Source organism: Paenibacillus sp. XP01, assembly GCF_057364885.1.
In genome coordinates, this window is sequence record NZ_CP139481.1 from 3,978,754 (window position 1) to 3,997,765 (window position 19,012).

Genomic DNA, 19,012 nt, shown 5'->3' on the forward strand with positions numbered 1-19,012 from the left:
CAAATTTTCCTTATGGTATACATGAAAGGCAATGCTTCGTAGCATGATCACTGCTTTCGCTAAAAAGGCTCCCACCGACTTAGTAGTAGTCCAAGCTCCGTTCGGTTTCGGCATTCTAGTTTCTCAAGAATGCGGGACACATAATTTTTCACTGTGCCCTCTGTGACGTATAGTGCAAGCGCAATGCTTTTGTTGCTTTTCCCTGATAAAATTTGCCTGGCCACCTCCAATTCCCTTGGAGTAAGCAAGTCCAGTTTTTCATGATGAGTATCGGATGAAAACCCTTCATGAGGAGCATAGGAACCCGCCAAGCCTTTCACCATCTGCTCTGTTACCCGAGAAGTAAGCAGAATGCTGCCGGAGTTGGCCGCTTTAATGGCATTCATAATTTCCGCAGAACCCGAATCCTTCAGGATATACCCGTCGACCCCGTAGCTTAATCCCCTGATTATATAATCCTGTTCGTTGAACGTGGTAAGAATAATGATTCGAATATCGGGGTATTGATCCTTAACCCGCTTTGCTGCCGTAATCCCGTCCATCACGGGCATTCGGATATCCATTAACACGACGTCTACTTGAAGCTTGTTCAAAAGGTTAAGCAATTCTTGTCCGTTCACTGCCTCTCCGACGACTTCAATTTCCTCATGCAGGCTTAGAATCATTTTGAGTCCTTCCCTCACGATTTCCTGATCATCCACAATCATAACTTTAATCAAGGCAGATGCCCCCTTTATCCATTGAATTCAATTCGGTTTTCCCGCTCACGACAGGAAGCCGGACTTCTATTGCAAATTCGGGATTAAGATGAATCATCATTTGTCCCCCGAGGGCCGTGATCCGTTTTTCCATGCCAAGCAACCCATGGGATTTGTCCAGCGAATGGCTGACCTGGCCGTTATTACGGATTTGCATGTAGATCCCCTCTTTGCTTTTCACGATCCGAATATGGAAACGGGTTGCTCCCCCATGCCGAATTCCATTGGTCAGAGCCTCTCTAACGGTTTTAAGCAGGCAATCTTTAATCTTGGAAGGTTGTTCCTCTATGGATGAATCCAGTTCAAGCTCGAATCCGACCCCTGTCGTTGGATCAAAATTGGAAAACAGTTCGTTTAGCGCGACTCTCAAATGGTCGATCTTGTTTGTGGGATTGAGCGTATCCACCGCTTTCCTTAAACTGGCCATGCCTTCCTTGGAGATCAGCAGCGTTTTGCTCAACACCTCTTTCGTTCTCTCGGGGGATTGGTCAACCGTTTGGTACGCATACTCCAGATTCATGCCCAAGGCAACCAGCGAATGGCCGATGGAGTCATGCATTTCCTGGGCGATTCTTGTCCGTTCTTTCGTGATGGTTAGCTCCTGGACCATGCTTGAATATAGCTGCAGCTTGCGATTCGCATCCTGAAGTTCGCTATATAAACGTTCTGTTCTGGTCTTCTCCGCAATAATCGTTCTGAACAACAAACCCACAACCAAAAAGCCGGCAAAGTTGATGACATCATTGAACAATTGGTCTCCAAATGGGAACGAAACCAGATCTGGAAGAACGTAAGCCATACCATCCAGACCTACGAGAAGGGGGATCAAACGATCGCCAAAAATAATGAGTTCGATCAATATAAGCTGAATCAGGGCAGAGATGCCTATCGAGGGTAACAGGAGGTTTAGCGCAGCCAAAATGAACATGCTGGCGGCCATGGAATACACGAACGCACTGCGTTTACGATAAGATAACAACCCGTATCTCCCACGAATGAAGTCATTCAAAGCAAGCGCACCGACCAACGGCCAAACTGCAAACGGAATGGGTCGATCCAGGTTCCATAACTGATGGACGAAAGACATAAACAACAATACTTTAAACGTAAGCAGTACATAAATCCGGTTATTAACGGAGGCAAACAACTCCAACATCAAATCTCCTCACTCCACGTGGTAAATAGACAGTTCTTCCATCATACCATGGTTGAATCTCGCAGAGTAGATAACGAAAGTCATGTTAACAAGACACCCCTTCGAATGGTTACTTTCGTGAATTGTTGCCCCCGCAACGAGCTAATACACTGGTATAGCAGCAATGCCAAGTCAACCTTCTGGAGGTAAAAATATTGTTAGAACTAATTCAAGTAACTAAAGCATACGGCAACCGAAAAGTCGTTCAAAATTTAAGCCTACATGTCCACCATGGCGAAATTATGGGACTTCTTGGCCCCAATGGCGCGGGAAAATCCACAACCGTTTCGATGATTTCGACGATTTCGGAACCGGATCGCGGTGACATAAGAGTAAATCAACAAACCGTCAAAGGACGTTTAGCCGAGGTCAAAAAGATCATGGGCGTCGTCCCTCAGGACCTCGCCTTGTACGAAGCGTTGAGCGCCCAGGACAATCTGGAGTTTTTTGGCTCCCTGCATGGAATGAGGGGACAGACACTCAGAGACCGCGCCCAAGAAGTTCTTGAGCTCATGGGACTGCATGATAAAAGAAATCAAAGCGTCGGAGAATTTTCCGGAGGGATGAAGCGCCGGATCAATATAGGCATTGCACTGATGCACAGACCCCAATTGCTGATTTTGGACGAACCGACCGTCGGCATTGATCCACAGTCCCGCAACCATATCTTGGAGATGGTCAAACAATTAAGCCGGGATCAGGGAACAACGATTATATATACCAGTCATTACATGGAAGAAGTTGAATATCTATGCGACCGTGTAGCTATCATGGATCACGGCAGGCTTATCGCCTGTGGAACGAAGCAGGAACTTAAACAACAGTCAGAGGCTCTGGATATCCTGACAATCACCTATCAGCCTAACGGGTTTGAAGATTGGGAGGCAGTCAGCCGGATCGGGGGAATTCAAAAGATGGAACTGGAAAGCAGCCGATTGATTCTTTCCATTAATACGGCGATCGGAAGCGTTATAGACATTTTGGATGCATTGAGAACATTGGGCGTACAGATGTCCTCTTTTCAATATGAGGAAGTTAACCTGGAGCATGTGTTTTTGCAGATGACGGGAAAATCTTTAAGGGATTAAGGGGGGATTTTTGTGCATCCATGGATTCGCATTCTATTGCTGGATATCAGGCTTTTATCTAAATCGAAAGTGTTTTATTTCAAGCTTGTTTTGCTGCCCATTGCCATGATTTTTATTTTGGGCACTCTGTTCGGCAAATCCTCGCTCCCTTCCCATTCTCATCAAGAAGCTTCCACCGGACGGGTAGGCACGGATTCAAACATCGTTTTTCCTGTCGAATGGGTATCCGCCACAAACCAAACGGTTGACCCGATGCAATATGAGGCCGTAGCCATGACGGTACTGTTTTCCTTTCTCACGGCTTTCGAGCTCGCACACAGTCTGGTACGGGACAAACTGAATCACACACTGGGCCGCATTCAATCCTCGCCTTTGCCCATGATTCATTATGTCGCGGGAAAGCTTCTTGGCATTACTCTTGCCATTGTTGTTCAGATGGTGGTGGTCATGATCAGCAGTCGTCTGTTTTTTCAGGTAACCTGGGGCCATGTTCCGGCGGTGCTCTGTATTACGGTCCTTTACGGGCTTTGCATTGGTTCGGTGGTCTTAAGCTGTGGTTTCTGGGCCAAAGATCATGCTTCCATTTCCAGTTTTTCCGCCCCCGTACTGTACGGGCTTGGTTTTTTGGGAGGCAGCTTTTTCAATAAAGACAGCTTCCCGTACATATTAAAAAAAATCCAGGAATGGACACCCAATGGGCGAGCCATCGATGCCTTCTTACACGTAATGCAAGGGAAGAATTGGTCGGCACTTTTCTGGGATATGCTCATACTGGCGGGAATGGCAGGCCTGTTGTTATTGATGGTCTTGCTCTCCGCGGGCAGGAAGGTGAAATGAATATGCAGTTATGGCTTATGGTAACAAAACAAATGAAGTTGATGCTTGCGAATCGGATCGCCCTGTTGGCTCTTTTGGCCGCCCCTCTCCTGCTCACGTATTTATTTGCGTTTGCCCGGGATGAATATCCGATTACGCTCTATATCGCCGACCAAGACCAGAGCGGCTACTCTCACCAGTTGACCTCAATGCTTAAGGAAGACGGCAGCTTTAATGTCTTGATCCTGCCGGAAAACATTATGCATGAGAAAATCATGGAACAAGATACGACTGCGGGCATCGTCATTGAGCAGGGGTTTGAATCAGGCGCTGGAGAAGGAACTGTTCCTTCACACATTAAATTGGTGCTGCCTAAGAGCAGTGCTCATCAAAACGTCGGACAACTTATCGGTGCAAAACTTGAAGCGTTCCTGCTCCATCAGGCGGAACCGGATCAACGCCTTCTCTCTTACAAGAAAGCGATAAATTCGTCAGAGGGATCGGTTCGTTCAAGGCTTGACGGATTCCTGCTGATGTTCCTGTGGTTTGCGGTGATCCAGGGATTCCGCACCTTGATGGATGAACGCGAGAACGGCCTTCAGCGCAGGCTGCTCATGGTGCCGGTACGCTTTGCCAAATACCTTCTGTCCAAGGTCATTGCGGCTTACCTGGTTGGCATTTCGATTGCCTTCCTTGTATTGATCGCCAGCACATGGTTTCTGGACACGACGGTATGGGATCATTTCGGATTTGACATGGCGATTTGGGCCTCTTACCTGCTGGCTATTACAGGGCTGGTGATGCTGCTTGTGCCCTGGATCCATTCCCACCAAAGTTTTACCGTAACCGGGTCTGTCATTATGGCTTTAGCCGGGATTTTGGGAGGGTCATTCTTCCCGATTGAGGACAGCTTCCCCAAATGGTTCAGGCTGATTTCCGAGTGCGTACCCGGTACATGGGCCATGAGGGCGTTGAAGGACCTAAGCATGGGGAGCTATTCCCTTACATCAACCCTCGAAGTGGTTGGCGGATTGAGCGGGATTGGAATTGTGACTATAGCGCTATCGTTCCTGCTGATGAATTATACACTGCACAAACAAAAACGGAACGGTTAAACGTTCAGGTAAAAGGAGTTTGTTCGTTCATGAATCTAATAGGTTTGCTCGGCATGATCGAGATCATTTCAGGAATACTTGTCAACGTATATATCGGCCCTCTGGCCAACATTCTTTTTCGGAAAGACGGGACAGGTCCGCGCATTCCGCTGCGCGTAGCAGGCATATATTTAATCATTAACGGCTTTTCTAGATTGACCAGCTGAATCGATTACCGAAAAGCCAGAACAGCGGGGAATCCGCTGGTCTGCTTCAGGAATGAATTGGCACAGCATCTCGTCCGTCACGCTTTCGTATATTGCAAAATGGCCGCTGCTGCACGGACGCGCAAGTCCTCCTTGTCGCTGTGCAGCGCAGCCTTCAAAATATCGAGCGCAGATTGTACCGTTGCTCCATCCACATGGACCGAAGGTGCATCGTTCGATTTTTCGATGGCATCGGTCGTCATATGCTCCAATTGGGCCTGGGATACCGGGTGTCCGAATTTTGCAAGGGTTGAGGAACTGTGGCAAAGCTCCCGAACTTTATCGTTTGCCTCTTCTAGGGGAACTCTGCCCAGCCAGGTCACTCCTCTTCGATGGCAAATCAAATCTTCTCCGATTCCGCAAGAATCATCGTAATAGTAATCACCCACGTCTCCAATATAGATCCAATGGCCATCGTGAATCAAAACACGGTCCCCGTCTTGCATGACTTCTGCAAATGTATGCAGCGTCTCCATGGAAGCCGCAAGCTCGCCCCCTTCCAGCTTATAGCTTGAAACAAGCCGTTCCTTCCATGCTGCCGGTGGATGCATTTCCAAATCTCCTGTTCCCGGCCATGCAATCCCGATGAAGTTGTCGGCAAGAAACGACGATCGGCGGTCAACGTCGTGCACCGCCGTTTGAATATGAAAGAGATTCATCTTGATTCCTCCAAAAGCTTAAATTAATGTCTACTATTCAAATTTACTTGTCGAACAGAACTCAAGCCAAATACGTTTGCAACATGATGGAGCATTCTTCTTAGGTATCGGTCGGCAAATCGTAATAATATCGGATCACGATATCCTGATCGTAATTGCCGAAGCCCTTTCCGAACAGCGTTAACCCGCCTCTTCCCCGCACCGCTTCTTCGGGATGAATCCGAAAGGCCCAGTTCGTGGCCTCTAGCTGCAAATCGTGAATTCCGACATCCGAGATGCGCTGTCCGTCGATGAAAGCACCTTGGTCATTGATGCGTAGAACCTTCAATAGGCCGTATTGGTTCACGTCGGAATGCCACCATTGCGGTGTAAGCCTACCCCTTCGGTTCCCGAAATCTCCCGGGCTTGTCCAGGTTCCTAAATAATGCCCGTTCAGCGAAAAACGGATGTCCGAAGGCCAGTTTTCATTGGTTTGAGGAGCCTCTGAACCGAGTTCCAGCGAAATTTCAATTTCTCGGAGTATCTCATCCTTATGTAAATAATTCGGGATTTTATACTCGACGAATCCTCGCGCCATCCATAATATGCCCGCATGAACCCGATCCGGGTCCATGAAGCAGGCCGGCGTGTCGTACTGTCCGATCATCCGGGTCGTCGTGGCAATGCCGCATGTCGGCCACGCTTCGTAATCCGTGTATTGTCCAACGGGAATCGACACCTCGTGGTAAGAAGCATCCACCTGCTCGGGAGACAGTTTGATCAGCATGTACTCTTGCGTGACATAGCAATATTTATAGGTTCCCCCGTTCTTTCGCTTCATCCGGCTTCCCACAATGCCGGCCTTTTGCAGCTTGCTGACATGAGTGCTCACAATGGCTTTGCTGAGATAAAGCTCGTTTGCGAGTTCATTGATATGCATTTCTTTATTCAGCAGCAGCAAACGAATGATATTCAAGCGCGCTTCGCTTGCCAACGCCTCGTAGACCGCAAGAGAAGACGCGTCCGTACTTAACTGCATCGTTTAGTCCCCTTTGTCTAGAATTCGCTATTTAGCGAACTCATAAAAATAAGCTTGCCCCTTATATCTACATTATGATACACATTAATTATCAAATCAACCTTTTGATTTCGCTATTTAGCTAATTCAAAGATAAAGATATGGAGGTTTTCCTTTTGCTCAAATCCAAAATGCTCATCGACAAAGACTTTCAGATCGCTTCGGTCGACCCCCGTATATACGGGTCTTTTATCGAACATCTGGGGCGAGCCGTTTACGGCGGTATTTATGATCCGGGGCACCCTACGGCCGACGAACGCGGGTTCCGCAAGGATGCCATCGAGGCGATCAAAGCGCTGAACGTGCCGATTATCCGTTATCCCGGCGGCAACTTCGTATCTGGGTATAACTGGGAAGACGGTGTAGGTCCGGTAGAAGAGCGGAAACGCAGACTTGAGCTTGCATGGTGGACTATCGAAACCAATGCGGTAGGGACGAACGAATTCGCGGATTGGGCCAAGCTCGTCGGAACGGAAGTCATGATGGCGGTCAATCTCGGCACGAGAGGCATTGATGCGGCAAGAAATCTTGTCGAATACTGCAATCATACTTCAGGCACCTATTGGAGCGACCTGCGCATTTCTCACGGCTACAGGGAGCCTCATAAGTTCAAAACCTGGTGCCTTGGCAATGAAATGGACGGCCCATGGCAGATCGGAGCTATGACGGCTGCCGAATACGGCCGAATCGCCAACGAAACGGCAAAAGCGATGAAATGGGTCGACCCGAGCATAGAACTCGTGGCGTGCGGCAGCTCCAGCCGGGGCATGAGCACATTCGCGGAATGGGAAGCTACCGTGCTTGACCTGTCCTACGAGAATGTCGATTATCTGTCTTTGCATGCCTACTACAATAACAACAAAAACAACACTTACGATTTCCTGGCGACATCGCTGGATCTCGACCAATTCATAGACAGCGTAGCATCCATCTGCGATTTTGTTCAGGCCAAGAAACGCAGCAAAAAGAAGCTTATGCTGTCGCTTGACGAGTGGAACGTTTGGAATTCCATCGGAACGAGCCGGGCCGAGGAACGTTGGCAGATCGCGCCGCCGGAATTTGAGGACGTGTATACGCATGAGGATGCGCTGGCGGTGGGATGTTACCTGATTACGCTTCTCAAGCATGCGGATCGTGTGAAGATGGCCTGCATTGCCCAACTGATCAACGTTATTGCGCCGATCATGACTGAAAACAACGGAGCCATCTGGTTTCAAACCACGTATTATCCGTTCATGCATGCATCCAATTTCGGACGCGGCACCGTTCTGCAATCCATCGTCTCTTCGCCGAAATATGATTCCAAGGATTTTACCGATGTGCCCTATCTCGAATCGATCAGCGTGTACGACGAGGAGCAAGGAATCATCACGATCTTTGCAGTAAACAGGCATCTTGACGAAAAGATGGAGCTCGACGTTGACCTTCGTTCCTTCGGAGAAACGACGTTCATTGAGCATATCGTTTTGGAGAACGATGATCTGAAAGCCGTCAACACCAAATCGAACCCGCACAACGTCGTCCCTCACTCCGGCGGACATACAAAGGTAGACAACGGCCAATTGCAATCCGTCCTGAACAAAGCATCATGGAACGTCATCCGTCTGCAAACCAAGCAAGTTTAAATTGGCTTGATCGTCACCAAGAACCATTATCCCGATAAGCTGAACCTAAACGTAACATTTGCAAAACCATAAAGACCTCCGCCCTGAATTACAGGGTTGGAGGTCTTTTCGACTTGGATACAGAACACCCCTTAGCATTCAGGAGATTCGGCAATATCGCCCCAAGCAAATAAACGATCTATTCATTTGTGCTACGTGCCAACAAGTGTTTCAGGTTGTCATCAATAAATTGATTATCAATCCTGTTGATTCCGCGACCGGCAAAATGGCCCCAGACCGACGGGATTGGGTTATAGACAGCATTAGGCATAAGCTTAGCCTCGTATTCATTATCTTCTGCTGTACAGAAGAGATCCGTGCTTCCCGGCATGATGCAGGCAAGAGCTTTAATGCTTCTGAGCGCTTTATCGAAATCTCCATTATACGTGGGGTTTGCACTAATATCTGCATGCTGACCCGTCCATAACATGGCCAGAACATTATGAGGATCCATATTCATAAAGCTATCTTCCCAGACGCCGGATATAAAATCTTCCAAGGATTCAAACCCCAGCTCTCTATAAAGCTTCTCCCTATAAAAAGCATGCGACACCCCCCATCCCCCATAGACCCGGCCAACGGCACGCATGTCTGCAGAAGTCAGCTGGTTAAGCTTACTTGAATCGAAACGGGCTGCAGCCATGAGCGCAGCTTTCATACCGTCCAAGACAACAAAGGTATGGGGCCAAGACTTGGAGACACCCGCGAAAGGTGCAATTCGTTCCACCATCTCCGGATAACTTGCACCCCATTGAAATGCCTGAATGCCTCCCATGGACCACCCAACGACGAGAGCAATCTTCTGAATACCGAATGTTTCGGTCACCAGCCGATGCTGAAATTTAACGTTGTCGTAGATGGTTACCTGCGGAAAATGAGCCCGGTCGAATGGTGGAGGCGTATTACTGGGAGACGAGGATAAACCGTTGCCCAGCAGATTTGGAACGATAATAAAATATTTTTCCGGATCCAGGGCCATCCCGCTGCCAATCAGCCATTCATTCTGAACATGCTGGTCGCCAAAAGCAGTCGGATAAACGATGACATTGTCCTTCTGTTTATTTAATTGTCCATAAGTCTTATAAGCAAGAAAAGCGCTTGGCAACGTCACTCCCGATTGCAAGGTTACATCACCCAAATTAAAAATCTCATAATCCATCGTATGTTCGCTCCCTTCAAAATAGAAACCACACGTTCAATGTGTAATTTCTTGTACATAGTATAGAGCTGTGATACTCTCAGTAAAAGTGAATAGAATTCAAGATAGTATTCAATTAAATTGAAAGTAAAGGGGATGTATGATGGAGCTGCGTCAATTGATCACGTTCCGCACCGTTGCTGTAACATTGAATTTCACTCGGGCTGCGGAAGTTCTGAACTACGTCCCCTCCAATGTGACAATGCAAATTAAAGCTTTGGAGGAGGAGCTTGGCATTCGTCTCTTTGATCGTTTGGGCAAACAGCTTGCTCTCACCACGGCGGGCAAACGCTTTTTAACGCATATCCAAGGCGTTCTTGACAAATTGGACGAAGCCCGCAGCGTCGTTCATGACAACGAAAATCTAAGTGGCACTCTAACGATAAGTGCCAATGAGGTCATTTGCGCCTATCGCCTTCCAGCCGTCTTTCAACGGTTTCGTTCCCGGCATTCCGGAGTTCGTCTGATTTTCCGCTCCGTTCCAAATCAAGAGCTCAAGCAAACCCTTTTGGAGGGAACCTCGGATGTCGTCTATATGTTGGACGAACCCATTCGCTCGAGCGCGCTTGTCGTGGAGCCGTTACTGGAAGAAAATTTCCGCTTGTTCGCTGCACCCGACCATCCACTTGCCAAACAAACGGATTTACGACTGGAAGATTTCCATAATGAAGTGTTCCTGACGAATGAAAAGGGTTGTCCTTATCGCACCATGTTTGATCGGTCATTTGAAAAAGAGGGCATGGACAGCATTACGTATTTAGAGTTTCAAAGCGCCGAAGCGATTAAACAATGTGCAATTTCGGGAATCGGCATTGCTTTTCTTCCTGAAATCGTAGTGGAAGTCGAAGTTGAACGCGGAGATCTTGTGGCCCTTCCATGGCAAATTCCGGACTTGCACGTGTATACACAGATGTTGTGGCATAAAGACAAGTGGCTTTCACCTATCATGGAATCTTTCATAGAAGCATCAAGGGAACTTCTTGCAAAAGAATAACAACGACGTTAGATTACTAAAACAACACTTTAGTTGAACAAAAAGAGCCGATCGCATTGATCGACTCTTTTGTTTTTGCTCAATAAAGAGCGCTTCCCGGAATTGAATCTCTGCCCGTGACTGTTCTTATCCGCCGATATTAGATTTGCTCTTCATGGAAAAAGATAACACCGCCGGAACGATCCCAAGCGCAACACCGATCGCTCCAAATAAACCAACGGATTGAAGGGATATGTTTTCCACGACCATTCCCCCAATTATAGCCCCACCGGCCATACCCAATTGAATGATTGAAGTGTTTAAGCTCAGGACAATCCCCGAGGCTTTTGGAGCCATACCAATTAGATATACCTGTTGGACGGGGCCTGTTGACCAGGCAAAAAAGGACCACAACATAAGTAAGGGCAGCATGATGAATACGGAAGTTTGGGCGAGTCCTGTCATTAAAAGCAAGATCCCGGAATGGAAAAGCAGGCCTCCAATCAATGTACGGGGAATCCCCCATTTATCCGCACCATAGCCGCCGACCTGGGAACCTAGCAGACTGGCTATACCGAATGCAAACAGCCCCATACTGACCATGCGGTCGCTCATTCCAGTAATGTTCAACAGGAATGGCGAAATATATGTGTAAATGATGGTATAACCAAGTATCCAGAAAAATCCTATGGATAGAGCTATAGAAATTTGAGGCGTTTTAAGCAAGGATAGCTGCTCCCGTATTGGCACAGGAGTCTCTCCCTTAGACTTAGGAATAGTCAACCCAAGTACAAACATTGCAATCAAGCTGAGTATGCCGATCCCCGTGAAAATGATTTTCCAATCATAGGAACCAGCAATCACTCTTCCTAAAGGAACACCGAGAATAAGCGCAAGGTTAAAGCCTAAAAGAACGGTAGCAATTGCACTTCCTTGCTTGCCTTGTTGAGCAATGTTGGCGGCGACGGTCAAGGCAACCACCATAAATACACCCGTGCCAACCGCCAGTATGATTCTAGCTGCCAGCAGCATGGAGAAGCCAGTCGTTAAAATCGTGACTAGATTGCCTATGAAAAATAGCGTCAAAGCAGCCAGCATAAGCTTTCTTCGATCCATTTTTGCAGTGATTGCAATCAAAATCGGGGTGCCGATTGCGTAAGCAAGTGAGTAAACGGTGATGAGTTGTCCAGCGGCTGCCAGCGTCACTCCGGTATCACTTGCTATTCTATCCAGTATACCCGCGATTACAAATTCAGATGTCCCTACCAAAAAACTGACAATGGCCAGAATATAAATTTTCCAAGGATTTCCCATGTTATTCCCTCACATTCATTTCTATAGTTCCAGAATTATAGAACTCCTGTTTAATATTGAGCTGCATCTGATTAGCTCACATCCTGTCTTCTTATTTTCTGGCGAGCTCCTTACGAACAATAGGGGCAACTTTAGTACCGAAAAGCTCGATCGTCCGCAGCAATTCCAAATGAGACAGTGAGCTGAAATCAACATACATCAGAAAACGGGTCAAACTTAATTTCTCTTGCGCAAGCAGGATCTTCTCCGCCACATATTCTGGATCACCAACATATAGAGCACCACGAAGGTTGCAAGCTTCTTTGAATGTGTCGTGAGTATAAGGTGCCCACCCTCGTTCCCGTCCAATCTTATTCATCTGCTCGGCCATAACGGGAAAGTACTGTTCAGCGGCTGATTCAAAGGATTCCGCAATAAAACCATGGGAATGCGTTGCAATTTGCAGCTTACCGGGATCGTGTCCGGCTTTCTTAGCAGCTTCCTTATATAGCTCCACCAATGGTGCAAAACGTTCCGGCATTCCACCGATAATGGAGAAGATTACGGGAAGTCCCAGTTTACCGGCTCGAACGGCTGACTCCGGGTTACCGCCAGTGGCGATCCATACCGGCAATGGGTCTTGTTGTGCACGGGGATATACGCCCATATCATGAATAGCCGGACGATGTCCGCCACCCCACGTCACCTTTTCATTAGCGCGTATTTTTAATAAAAGTTCAAGTTTCTCTTCGTACAACTCTTCGTAGTCGTTCAAGTTATACCCGAACAGTGGAAACGACTCAACAAAAGAGCCACGTCCGGCCATGATCTCAGCCCGCCCTTTCGTTAGAACGTCCAGTGTTGCGAAATCCTGATATACCCGGACAGGATCATCCGAAGAGAGCACCGTTACAGCGCTGGATAGCCGAATCCGCTTCGTTGTGGATGCTGCGGTCGCTAGAATGATAGCTGGTGATGAGCTTGTGTAGTCAATCCGATGATGTTCGCCAATAGCATACACGTCCAGCCCAACCTGATCAGCCAATTGAATTTCCTCGATCGCTTGCCGCAGCCTCTCTGCCGGCGATACACCACCATGCTCTGGATTGGTATGTAGAAAGGTAGTCATGCCCAATTCCATGTTCTTTGACCTTTTTTCCATCATCATTTGCTCCTTTATCATTTCTTCACTTCTAGAAATGTAGAACTGTTACTCAAAAAAATTTACGCCAGCAAATAAGGCGCAAATTTCTCTGCCATTTCCCGATCAACACAATAATGAATATACGATCCACTTTTAGACGAATGAATTAAGCCCGAGTCAGTTAATTGCTTCAGGTGATGTGACAACGTCGAGCTAGCTACGGTTTCCAGTTTCTCTCCAATAGCTGTAAAGCATTGATTGCTCTCTTTCACCAGCAGCAATGCAATTTTTAAACGTGTGGGTTCACCTAACGCCTTGTATATTTTGACCGCCTGGCCCATTTCTTTTTCGTTTTCAGTCATGGTTAATGACCTCCTTTTCAAGCACAACTCTACATTTCTATAAGTGTAGAACTGATGATAACACCTTATTGTTTAAATGTAAAGGGGACTATGGCTTGCCACCAGTGCTTGAGTTAACGAAAGTGGAACCGGTGCGGATCGAGCTGTTACTGCATGACGATGGAATAAAAGAGAGCTGCCAGGATGAAACGGTATAGAGCAAACCACTCCAGTCTCAGTCGTTTGATGAGTTTAATAAACGTCACAACCGCAATCATGGCTATAAGGAAGGAAGTTATAAAGCCAATTAACATCAGATATATATCGTCTGAGCGAAGTAAATCGCGACTATCGTATAAATCCAACAAGGTTGCACCAAACATGACTGGTACTGAAATAAGGAAGGTAAAATCCGCGGCTGCTTTTTGGCTGGTCCCCAGCAAAAGGCCGCCTGAAATTGTCGATCCTGATCTCGAAAACCCTGGCCACAAAGCCAAACATTGGAACAGGCCAATACCGAAAGCTTGTTTATAATTAATGTTATCCATCGTATCAGCGGTTTCTTTTCTTCTGCTCCGTGCTGCGATAATCAACAACAAACCACCTGCAACCAAACCAATCAAGACAGGAGTTGGACCGAATAATTGGCTTTTGATCGTATCCTTGAAGAGAAGATATACAATTAACGCTGGTAACATAGCCAAAATCATATGGATCACGTTTAGTCCTTTTGAAAAATCCATCTTGATTAAATTTGTCCCAATTTCCATATATCTTTTCCAGTAAAGAATGAGAACTGCCATTACTGCGCCCAACTGTATAACTATTTTAAAGGTTGTTGACGCGTCTCCCTCAAAGTTAAGCAAATCACCTGCCAAAATAAGATGTCCAGTAGACGATACTGGTAAAAACTCGGTTAAGCCTTCTATGATACCGAGTATTATTGCTTTAATTACATCCGTCATCCGTAAATATCCTCCTTAGGAAAATAAACTTGTTTAACAATTTTAAGTATAAGGGGTTTTGTTTGTTCTCTCCCATCGATTAACGTAACAATATTCGATTCAGCGTGACATTATTGTCACATAGGATGTGAATCTCTTTCGAATATGGCAAAACGGATAACGATGTTCGATTCGAAGAAAAAACGAAACGACCGTTCTCCGGTAAAGTGCCGGGAAACGGTCGCAATTTCATATTGTTTTTTGTTACACCGATATTTTACGAATGAACAAAGGAGAATATACGATATGTATTTTTTCCTTCTGCCTTAGCCAGATAGAGTGCGGCATCTGCTTTTTGAAGAAGCTCTTTGACGGTATCCCCTTTTTCGCAAAATGCGATGCCTATGCTGGAAGTCGTACGAAGTTCCTGCCCTCCGATATTCCAAGGAAGCTGCAATTGTTCTAAAATATTTTCGGCCAAAACACGGGTATCCGAGAACGTGGTGCGAGGAAGGACAAAGACGAATTCGTCACCGCCCATTCTCGTTAAAACCTCATGTTTACGAAGGCAAGCCCCTGCTCGCTTTACAAATTGCCGCAGCAATTCATCCCCTGCTTCATGACCTAATGTATCATTGATCTGCTTGAAATGATCCAGATCGGCAAACATCACAGCCACCTGTTCCACGTCCGTTGTTTCTTCATTTAAAACCTGATTTAACATTTTCGTTAGAAACCTTCGGTTTGGCGCTCCGGTTAAAGCATCACGGTAACTTAATTGCTCCAATTGTTCCTGATGCTTTTTTCGCTCTGTCACTTCCCTTCCCACCAACATCATATTTTTAAAATTACCGTGTTCATCAAACATGGGCGTTCCCTTCAACTCCAGCCATACGGGATCTCCCTGCTCATGTTGGCGTTGTATTTCATAGGTAAAGGGCTGTTGCAAGAGCAGCATCTCCATAAAAACAGTACGAAACTCCTCATCCACTTCGTCATTCGGGTTGTAGAATACCCACTTGCCTATATATTCTTTTGGATCAAACCCAAGTACCATCTTATGAGAAGGAGACGCATACTCCACGATTCCGTCAAGATTGATCAGCTGGATCAAATCCAGGGAATTATCCGCTAACAATCGATAACGTTCTTCGCTTTCCTTCAGAGCCGTAAGCAGCTTTTTTTGCTCCGTAATGTTCTTGCCCACTCCAAAAACGCCATTGACCTTCCCTTCATAAAACAATGGAACCTGCTTTATTTGCAAGTAAACGATATCTCCGTTTTTATGCTGCGCTTCGGTCACGTATTGACAGGATGCACCCTTTAGAACCTCACCGAAAAACTGTTTAATCAAATCAAGCTCATGCTGACAAAATAAATCTTTGTACGACACACCCATAATTTCTTCCTTGTTATACCCTAAACATTCAGTAACCCCTTCATTCACTTCTACAATTTTTCCCTCGTTGGAAACGATAAAGATGGCATCTGGATTGTAATTAATGATCGATTTTAATGCCTCTATAGACTGCTCGCTCAAAAATTCTCTCATTCTTCTTGTTTAATCCTCCGCCATGATTACGAAATTTGTTAACGTTATACGATATAGTAGCAAATTTTGACTTCGTTTGGTATTACTAAAACTTACCAGTTGGCGTCTCGCAAGAACTTGGTTCCTTAAAACAAAAAAAGCCGCTGTAATCGCGACTTTGAATGGTACAAGTTTTTTATCCTTAAACACTACATTGACTATTTCCCTTGCAACTGATTCTTTTTCCACTTTCTTATTTTGGTCCTGAATGTTGTGAATGGTGCCACGGAATTGATGTGAATATACCTTATGACAGGCCACTTCGGATTGCTTCCCGTCCATTTTAAAGTGCCTTGAGTATATAATTCTTCGGTAGTAAGCGTATCAATCCAGGACTGGAATTGCAGCTCCACTTTTTTGAATTCTTGACGCAGCTCAGTTAACGAAAGATGAGCATAATCGTTATAAAAAGATTGATAGAGTGCACCTAACTGGTTCCATTTGTAATCAGGAGAAGGAGTTACGACTTTTTTTCCAGCACGCTCATCCTTGTCCCAACTCATCACAAGATTTAGCCACCCGAGTTGGTAAGCAATCATTTCACTTGGTGTCCGATCTACATCCTTGTCACGTGTATCTTTAAGTTCTTCAGGAATTTCGTCAAACTCACCATCAAATAACAAAAAGCGTTTATGAATCTCTTCCTTTAAACGGGTTTTAGACTCGTACATGGTACCACTCCTTATCCGTCTTTAACTGAGGTGTGTATATTATTTAATGAAAAGAGTTTCCGGTGAAGAACACTAGTGTTCGTTAGCTCATCGGACGCCACTCCTCTTTAATAAGACCGTATATAACTCGGTCAACATATTGATTGTGAAGCAGCTCATAGTTTCTAATAATTCCTTCTTGAGTAAAGCCCAAGCGTTCTGGTATCGCTCTGCTTTTGAAGTTGTTAGTTGCAGCTCCAATCTCAACCTTAGCTAACCGCAAATCATTAAAAGCGTGATTGATGAAGGCGTTACAGGCCTTGGTCATAATGCCGTTACCTTCAAATCGGGCTCCTAACCAATACCCTATTTCAGTTCGTTTAGAATCCCAATCCATCCATAAATAGCCGATCGATCCTACGATTTCTCCCTTATGCCAGATACCGGACCAGTATCCATTATCCTTTGAAAATCGACTTAAAGAACGATGGATAAAGGCTCTAGTATCATCAACCGTTTTTGTTTGATCCGGAAACTCTAGCCAATTTCTTAAAGAATCACGGCTACGATCAATCAACTCAAATAATGGTTGTGCATGTGACTGCTGGAGAATCGAAAGGTATGTCTGATCATCAATGATGGCTTTGTACATAGACTAATCGCCCCTTATTTGGTCGCCCACAATTTGGTTAGAGCTATTGTAGCAAAATCCAATAATGTAATCTACCAAAATCAAGACAAGTTTCTACCGTTTCCATTCATATTGAATATCAGGCAAATTCTCCTCATTCTCATGTCCTCGACCAATCATTTCAAATCCATTTTTCTCATAAAACCTTTGGGCATTTTTATTAACTTCAAATGTATATACGGTTAATTTTCCACTGGCTTGCTCCTTTGCTTTATTAAGCAAAGTTTGCCCTATACCCCTACCTTGATAATCAATATGAATATAAAGTTGGCTGATCTCCTTTTCATTATAGGCAATCATTCCAACGACTTTGCCATCCATTAACGCTAAATCGATTTGATACTGTTCAGCTAATATATGTTTTAAGAAATAAAGATGGCTGTCGAAACTATGGATTTCAGCCTGACCAATGGCCCGTTCCTTACTGTCTCTCCACATTTTCACTGTAGGTTCAGCATACTTGGGATGATACTTAGATACTTTAATTTCTAATTTGTTCATTACATACCGCCTTTCAATGTATAGATTTTCAGAATGCAGCACCGTTTGTTTCTGTACAACTACTTTCGAGTATACAAGAATAATTATCTTATGTTAATTACAAGGAGCACTCACAGGCAAATATAATGCCAATCATCCGTTTAAAAGCAATACAAGAAGAGGCGAAGCTTTTAATATAGAAACTCTGCGAAAACTTCAATATTTAATGGATGTAATGGGCGAGATTGGAGACAAATATAACGTTGGACCGGCGACCACAGCAATGGCTTGGGCCATTGCAAAGGGAACTGTACCCATTATAGGAGTTACCAAAGAAGCACAAATCGACGATGCATTAGCTGCTGTTCATCTCACATTAGAAAGAAAGGACATTCAAGATTTAGAACAAGCTGCTATGGAGACAGGTATATCCGTCAGAGGGGCATGGGAAAAAAGCATGAAAAAATAATTTGCGTTTTATACTAAACGCTCTTCGGATTTGGATGGAGGAAGATCATCCCCCCAACGCAGGAATTTTCCTGATTTCTTCCCTGTTCATCGGCCTTGGCTCGGTAGTCGCCCAGATTCTTGTACCTTACGCTACTTTTTTATCTTCAGAAAAACAACGTGAACGAGTCGTGGGCAATGTCTTGAGCGCGGCTGGAAGACTGCAGCTGTTCTGGGCATCATTCTTCCGGCTGCAGCGCTGCTTTACTTCTTCACCGAACGAAAATCCGTCTTTAGCAAGCTGGAACAAAGCTAAACCTGGTCACCAATACGTTCAGCCAGTCAAAAGGACTTGAAACATGTCTTTTGACTGGCTTTTATCTGGTCTGCTGCACCCTTACGTGAAATGAAATAGTTGTCGCACAGGGTTATGACCATCGGACAGCTCTTTTTTTTCTTTACTATATAGGTTGAACCAATGTTTTTTTACACAGAGACACTACGCGGTCAGAACCATCTTCCGATCGCTGTTATCTCCAGATTTCTTTAATCCCCTTTTCAAGGGGAAAATCCGGTGATCAGCCTATGCTTCCGAAGCAGCTTTCTTACAGAAAGCGTTTAGACCGCTTCGCTTCTCCAGATTCTTTCTGCCCTCTTCGTTAT

Annotated in this window: 19 protein-coding genes and 2 pseudogenes; 8 read left to right on the forward strand and 13 right to left on the reverse strand. The window is 45.5% G+C overall.

Features of this window, described 5'->3' with window-relative positions; all coding sequences use genetic code 11:
• Positions 1-59: 59 nt before the first annotated feature.
• Positions 60-716, reverse strand: a complete 657-nt coding sequence (locus SNR34_RS17880; protein WP_486182484.1) for a response regulator transcription factor — start codon at positions 714-716, stop codon at positions 60-62.
• Positions 712-1,914, reverse strand: coding sequence for a sensor histidine kinase (locus SNR34_RS17885; RefSeq protein WP_486179818.1), 1,203 nt, complete (start codon positions 1,912-1,914; stop codon positions 712-714). Before SNR34_RS17885 ends, SNR34_RS17880 begins: the two co-directional genes overlap by 5 nt.
• 194 nt (positions 1,915-2,108) lie before the next feature.
• Here SNR34_RS17885 and SNR34_RS17890 point away from each other — a divergent pair, with 194 nt between their 5' ends.
• From SNR34_RS17890 to SNR34_RS17905, 4 genes are read left to right on the forward strand one after another with little or no spacing between them, the layout of a single operon-like run.
• The gene (locus SNR34_RS17890) at positions 2,109-3,041 is read left to right on the forward strand and encodes an ABC transporter ATP-binding protein (RefSeq protein ID WP_236412480.1); all 933 of its coding nucleotides are present in this window, start codon (positions 2,109-2,111) and stop codon (positions 3,039-3,041) included.
• Positions 3,042-3,053: 12 nt separating this feature from the next.
• Positions 3,054-3,878 (forward strand): ABC transporter permease, encoded by an 825-nt coding sequence (locus tag SNR34_RS17895; RefSeq protein WP_343260261.1) that lies wholly within the window; start codon positions 3,054-3,056, stop codon positions 3,876-3,878.
• Between the two features lie 32 nt (positions 3,879-3,910).
• A complete protein-coding gene (locus SNR34_RS17900; RefSeq protein ID WP_486179819.1) occupies positions 3,911-4,972 on the forward strand; it encodes an ABC transporter permease in 1,062 nt (353 codons plus the stop codon).
• Between the two features lie 29 nt (positions 4,973-5,001).
• Positions 5,002-5,178 carry a hypothetical protein gene (locus tag SNR34_RS17905; protein WP_486179820.1) on the forward strand — a complete coding sequence of 59 codons (177 nt, stop codon included), beginning with the start codon at positions 5,002-5,004 and terminating at the stop codon, positions 5,176-5,178.
• 77 nt (positions 5,179-5,255) lie between these two features.
• Here SNR34_RS17905 and SNR34_RS17910 read toward each other — a convergent pair whose 3' ends face one another.
• Positions 5,256-5,876 (reverse strand): hypothetical protein, encoded by a 621-nt coding sequence (locus SNR34_RS17910; RefSeq protein ID WP_486179821.1) that lies wholly within the window; start codon positions 5,874-5,876, stop codon positions 5,256-5,258.
• A 100-nt stretch (positions 5,877-5,976) separates the two neighbouring features.
• Complete coding sequence (locus tag SNR34_RS17915; RefSeq protein WP_486179822.1) at positions 5,977-6,894, reverse strand: ArsR/SmtB family transcription factor; 918 nt, start codon at positions 6,892-6,894, stop codon at positions 5,977-5,979.
• Between the two features lie 170 nt (positions 6,895-7,064).
• On the opposite strand from SNR34_RS17915, the gene arfA reads away from it, so the two are divergent.
• Positions 7,065-8,558, forward strand: coding sequence for an arabinosylfuranosidase ArfA (gene arfA, locus SNR34_RS17920; RefSeq protein WP_438286793.1), 1,494 nt, complete (start codon positions 7,065-7,067; stop codon positions 8,556-8,558).
• A gap of 178 nt (positions 8,559-8,736) precedes the next feature.
• On the opposite strand, the gene SNR34_RS17925 is transcribed toward arfA, so the two are convergent.
• The gene (locus SNR34_RS17925; protein ID WP_486179823.1) at positions 8,737-9,756 is read right to left on the reverse strand and encodes an alpha/beta fold hydrolase; all 1,020 of its coding nucleotides are present in this window, start codon (positions 9,754-9,756) and stop codon (positions 8,737-8,739) included.
• A gap of 142 nt (positions 9,757-9,898) precedes the next feature.
• Between SNR34_RS17925 and SNR34_RS17930 the strand changes: the two genes are divergently transcribed.
• Entirely contained in the window at positions 9,899-10,789 is an 891-nt protein-coding gene (locus tag SNR34_RS17930) for a LysR family transcriptional regulator (protein WP_486179824.1), read from the forward strand.
• Positions 10,790-10,915: 126 nt separating this feature from the next.
• Here SNR34_RS17930 and SNR34_RS17935 read toward each other — a convergent pair whose 3' ends face one another.
• The 8 genes from SNR34_RS17935 to SNR34_RS17970 form a co-directional block, all read right to left on the reverse strand.
• On the reverse strand, positions 10,916-12,082 hold the full coding sequence (locus SNR34_RS17935; protein WP_486179825.1) for an MFS transporter: 1,167 nt from the start codon (positions 12,080-12,082) through the stop codon (positions 10,916-10,918).
• A gap of 91 nt (positions 12,083-12,173) precedes the next feature.
• Positions 12,174-13,202: an Atu2307/SP_0267 family LLM class monooxygenase gene (locus SNR34_RS17940; protein WP_486179826.1), complete on the reverse strand. Its 1,029-nt coding sequence runs from the start codon at positions 13,200-13,202 to the stop codon at positions 12,174-12,176.
• An 83-nt stretch (positions 13,203-13,285) separates the two neighbouring features.
• Positions 13,286-13,567, reverse strand: coding sequence for an ArsR/SmtB family transcription factor (locus SNR34_RS17945; protein ID WP_339272608.1), 282 nt, complete (start codon positions 13,565-13,567; stop codon positions 13,286-13,288).
• A gap of 146 nt (positions 13,568-13,713) precedes the next feature.
• The gene (locus SNR34_RS17950; protein WP_486179827.1) at positions 13,714-14,511 is read right to left on the reverse strand and encodes an undecaprenyl-diphosphate phosphatase; all 798 of its coding nucleotides are present in this window, start codon (positions 14,509-14,511) and stop codon (positions 13,714-13,716) included.
• Positions 14,512-14,767: 256 nt separating this feature from the next.
• Complete coding sequence (locus SNR34_RS17955) at positions 14,768-16,042, reverse strand: diguanylate cyclase domain-containing protein (protein WP_486179828.1); 1,275 nt, start codon at positions 16,040-16,042, stop codon at positions 14,768-14,770.
• Positions 16,043-16,239: 197 nt separating this feature from the next.
• Complete coding sequence (locus SNR34_RS17960; RefSeq protein WP_486179829.1) at positions 16,240-16,752, reverse strand: ClbS/DfsB family four-helix bundle protein; 513 nt, start codon at positions 16,750-16,752, stop codon at positions 16,240-16,242.
• Positions 16,753-16,834: 82 nt separating this feature from the next.
• On the reverse strand, positions 16,835-17,383 hold the full coding sequence (locus SNR34_RS17965; RefSeq protein ID WP_486179830.1) for a GNAT family N-acetyltransferase: 549 nt from the start codon (positions 17,381-17,383) through the stop codon (positions 16,835-16,837).
• Positions 17,384-17,476: 93 nt separating this feature from the next.
• On the reverse strand, positions 17,477-17,923 hold the full coding sequence (locus tag SNR34_RS17970) for a GNAT family N-acetyltransferase (protein ID WP_486179831.1): 447 nt from the start codon (positions 17,921-17,923) through the stop codon (positions 17,477-17,479).
• Positions 17,924-18,035: 112 nt separating this feature from the next.
• Here SNR34_RS17970 and SNR34_RS17975 point away from each other — a divergent pair.
• A pseudogene (locus tag SNR34_RS17975) lies at positions 18,036-18,371 on the forward strand (aldo/keto reductase); the annotation flags it as partial.
• Positions 18,372-18,423: 52 nt separating this feature from the next.
• Positions 18,424-18,558: pseudogene (locus SNR34_RS17980) on the forward strand (MFS transporter); the annotation flags it as partial.
• Between the last annotated feature and the right edge of the window lie 454 nt (positions 18,559-19,012).

What these genes read in the sequence shown, in the direction of transcription:
- SNR34_RS17960 (WP_486179829.1), bottom strand. Translation starts at nt 16,752, where the DNA reads ATGTACGAGTCTAAAACCCGTTTAAAGGAAGAGATTCATAAACGCTTT.
- arfA (WP_438286793.1), top strand. Translation starts at nt 7,065, where the DNA reads ATGCTCATCGACAAAGACTTTCAGATCGCTTCGGTCGACCCCCGTATA.
- SNR34_RS17935 (WP_486179825.1), bottom strand. Translation starts at nt 12,082, where the DNA reads ATGGGAAATCCTTGGAAAATTTATATTCTGGCCATTGTCAGTTTTTTG.
- SNR34_RS17910 (WP_486179821.1), bottom strand. Translation starts at nt 5,876, where the DNA reads ATGAATCTCTTTCATATTCAAACGGCGGTGCACGACGTTGACCGCCGA.
- SNR34_RS17945 (WP_339272608.1), bottom strand. Translation starts at nt 13,567, where the DNA reads ATGACTGAAAACGAAAAAGAAATGGGCCAGGCGGTCAAAATATACAAG.
- SNR34_RS17940 (WP_486179826.1), bottom strand. Translation starts at nt 13,202, where the DNA reads ATGGAATTGGGCATGACTACCTTTCTACATACCAATCCAGAGCATGGT.
- SNR34_RS17970 (WP_486179831.1), bottom strand. Translation starts at nt 17,923, where the DNA reads ATGAACAAATTAGAAATTAAAGTATCTAAGTATCATCCCAAGTATGCT.
- SNR34_RS17930 (WP_486179824.1), top strand. Translation starts at nt 9,899, where the DNA reads ATGGAGCTGCGTCAATTGATCACGTTCCGCACCGTTGCTGTAACATTG.
- SNR34_RS17925 (WP_486179823.1), bottom strand. Translation starts at nt 9,756, where the DNA reads ATGGATTATGAGATTTTTAATTTGGGTGATGTAACCTTGCAATCGGGA.
- SNR34_RS17965 (WP_486179830.1), bottom strand. Translation starts at nt 17,383, where the DNA reads ATGTACAAAGCCATCATTGATGATCAGACATACCTTTCGATTCTCCAG.
- SNR34_RS17905 (WP_486179820.1), top strand. Translation starts at nt 5,002, where the DNA reads ATGAATCTAATAGGTTTGCTCGGCATGATCGAGATCATTTCAGGAATA.
- SNR34_RS17955 (WP_486179828.1), bottom strand. Translation starts at nt 16,042, where the DNA reads ATGAGAGAATTTTTGAGCGAGCAGTCTATAGAGGCATTAAAATCGATC.
- SNR34_RS17885 (WP_486179818.1), bottom strand. Translation starts at nt 1,914, where the DNA reads ATGTTGGAGTTGTTTGCCTCCGTTAATAACCGGATTTATGTACTGCTT.
- SNR34_RS17900 (WP_486179819.1), top strand. Translation starts at nt 3,911, where the DNA reads ATGAAGTTGATGCTTGCGAATCGGATCGCCCTGTTGGCTCTTTTGGCC.
- SNR34_RS17915 (WP_486179822.1), bottom strand. Translation starts at nt 6,894, where the DNA reads ATGCAGTTAAGTACGGACGCGTCTTCTCTTGCGGTCTACGAGGCGTTG.
- SNR34_RS17950 (WP_486179827.1), bottom strand. Translation starts at nt 14,511, where the DNA reads ATGACGGATGTAATTAAAGCAATAATACTCGGTATCATAGAAGGCTTA.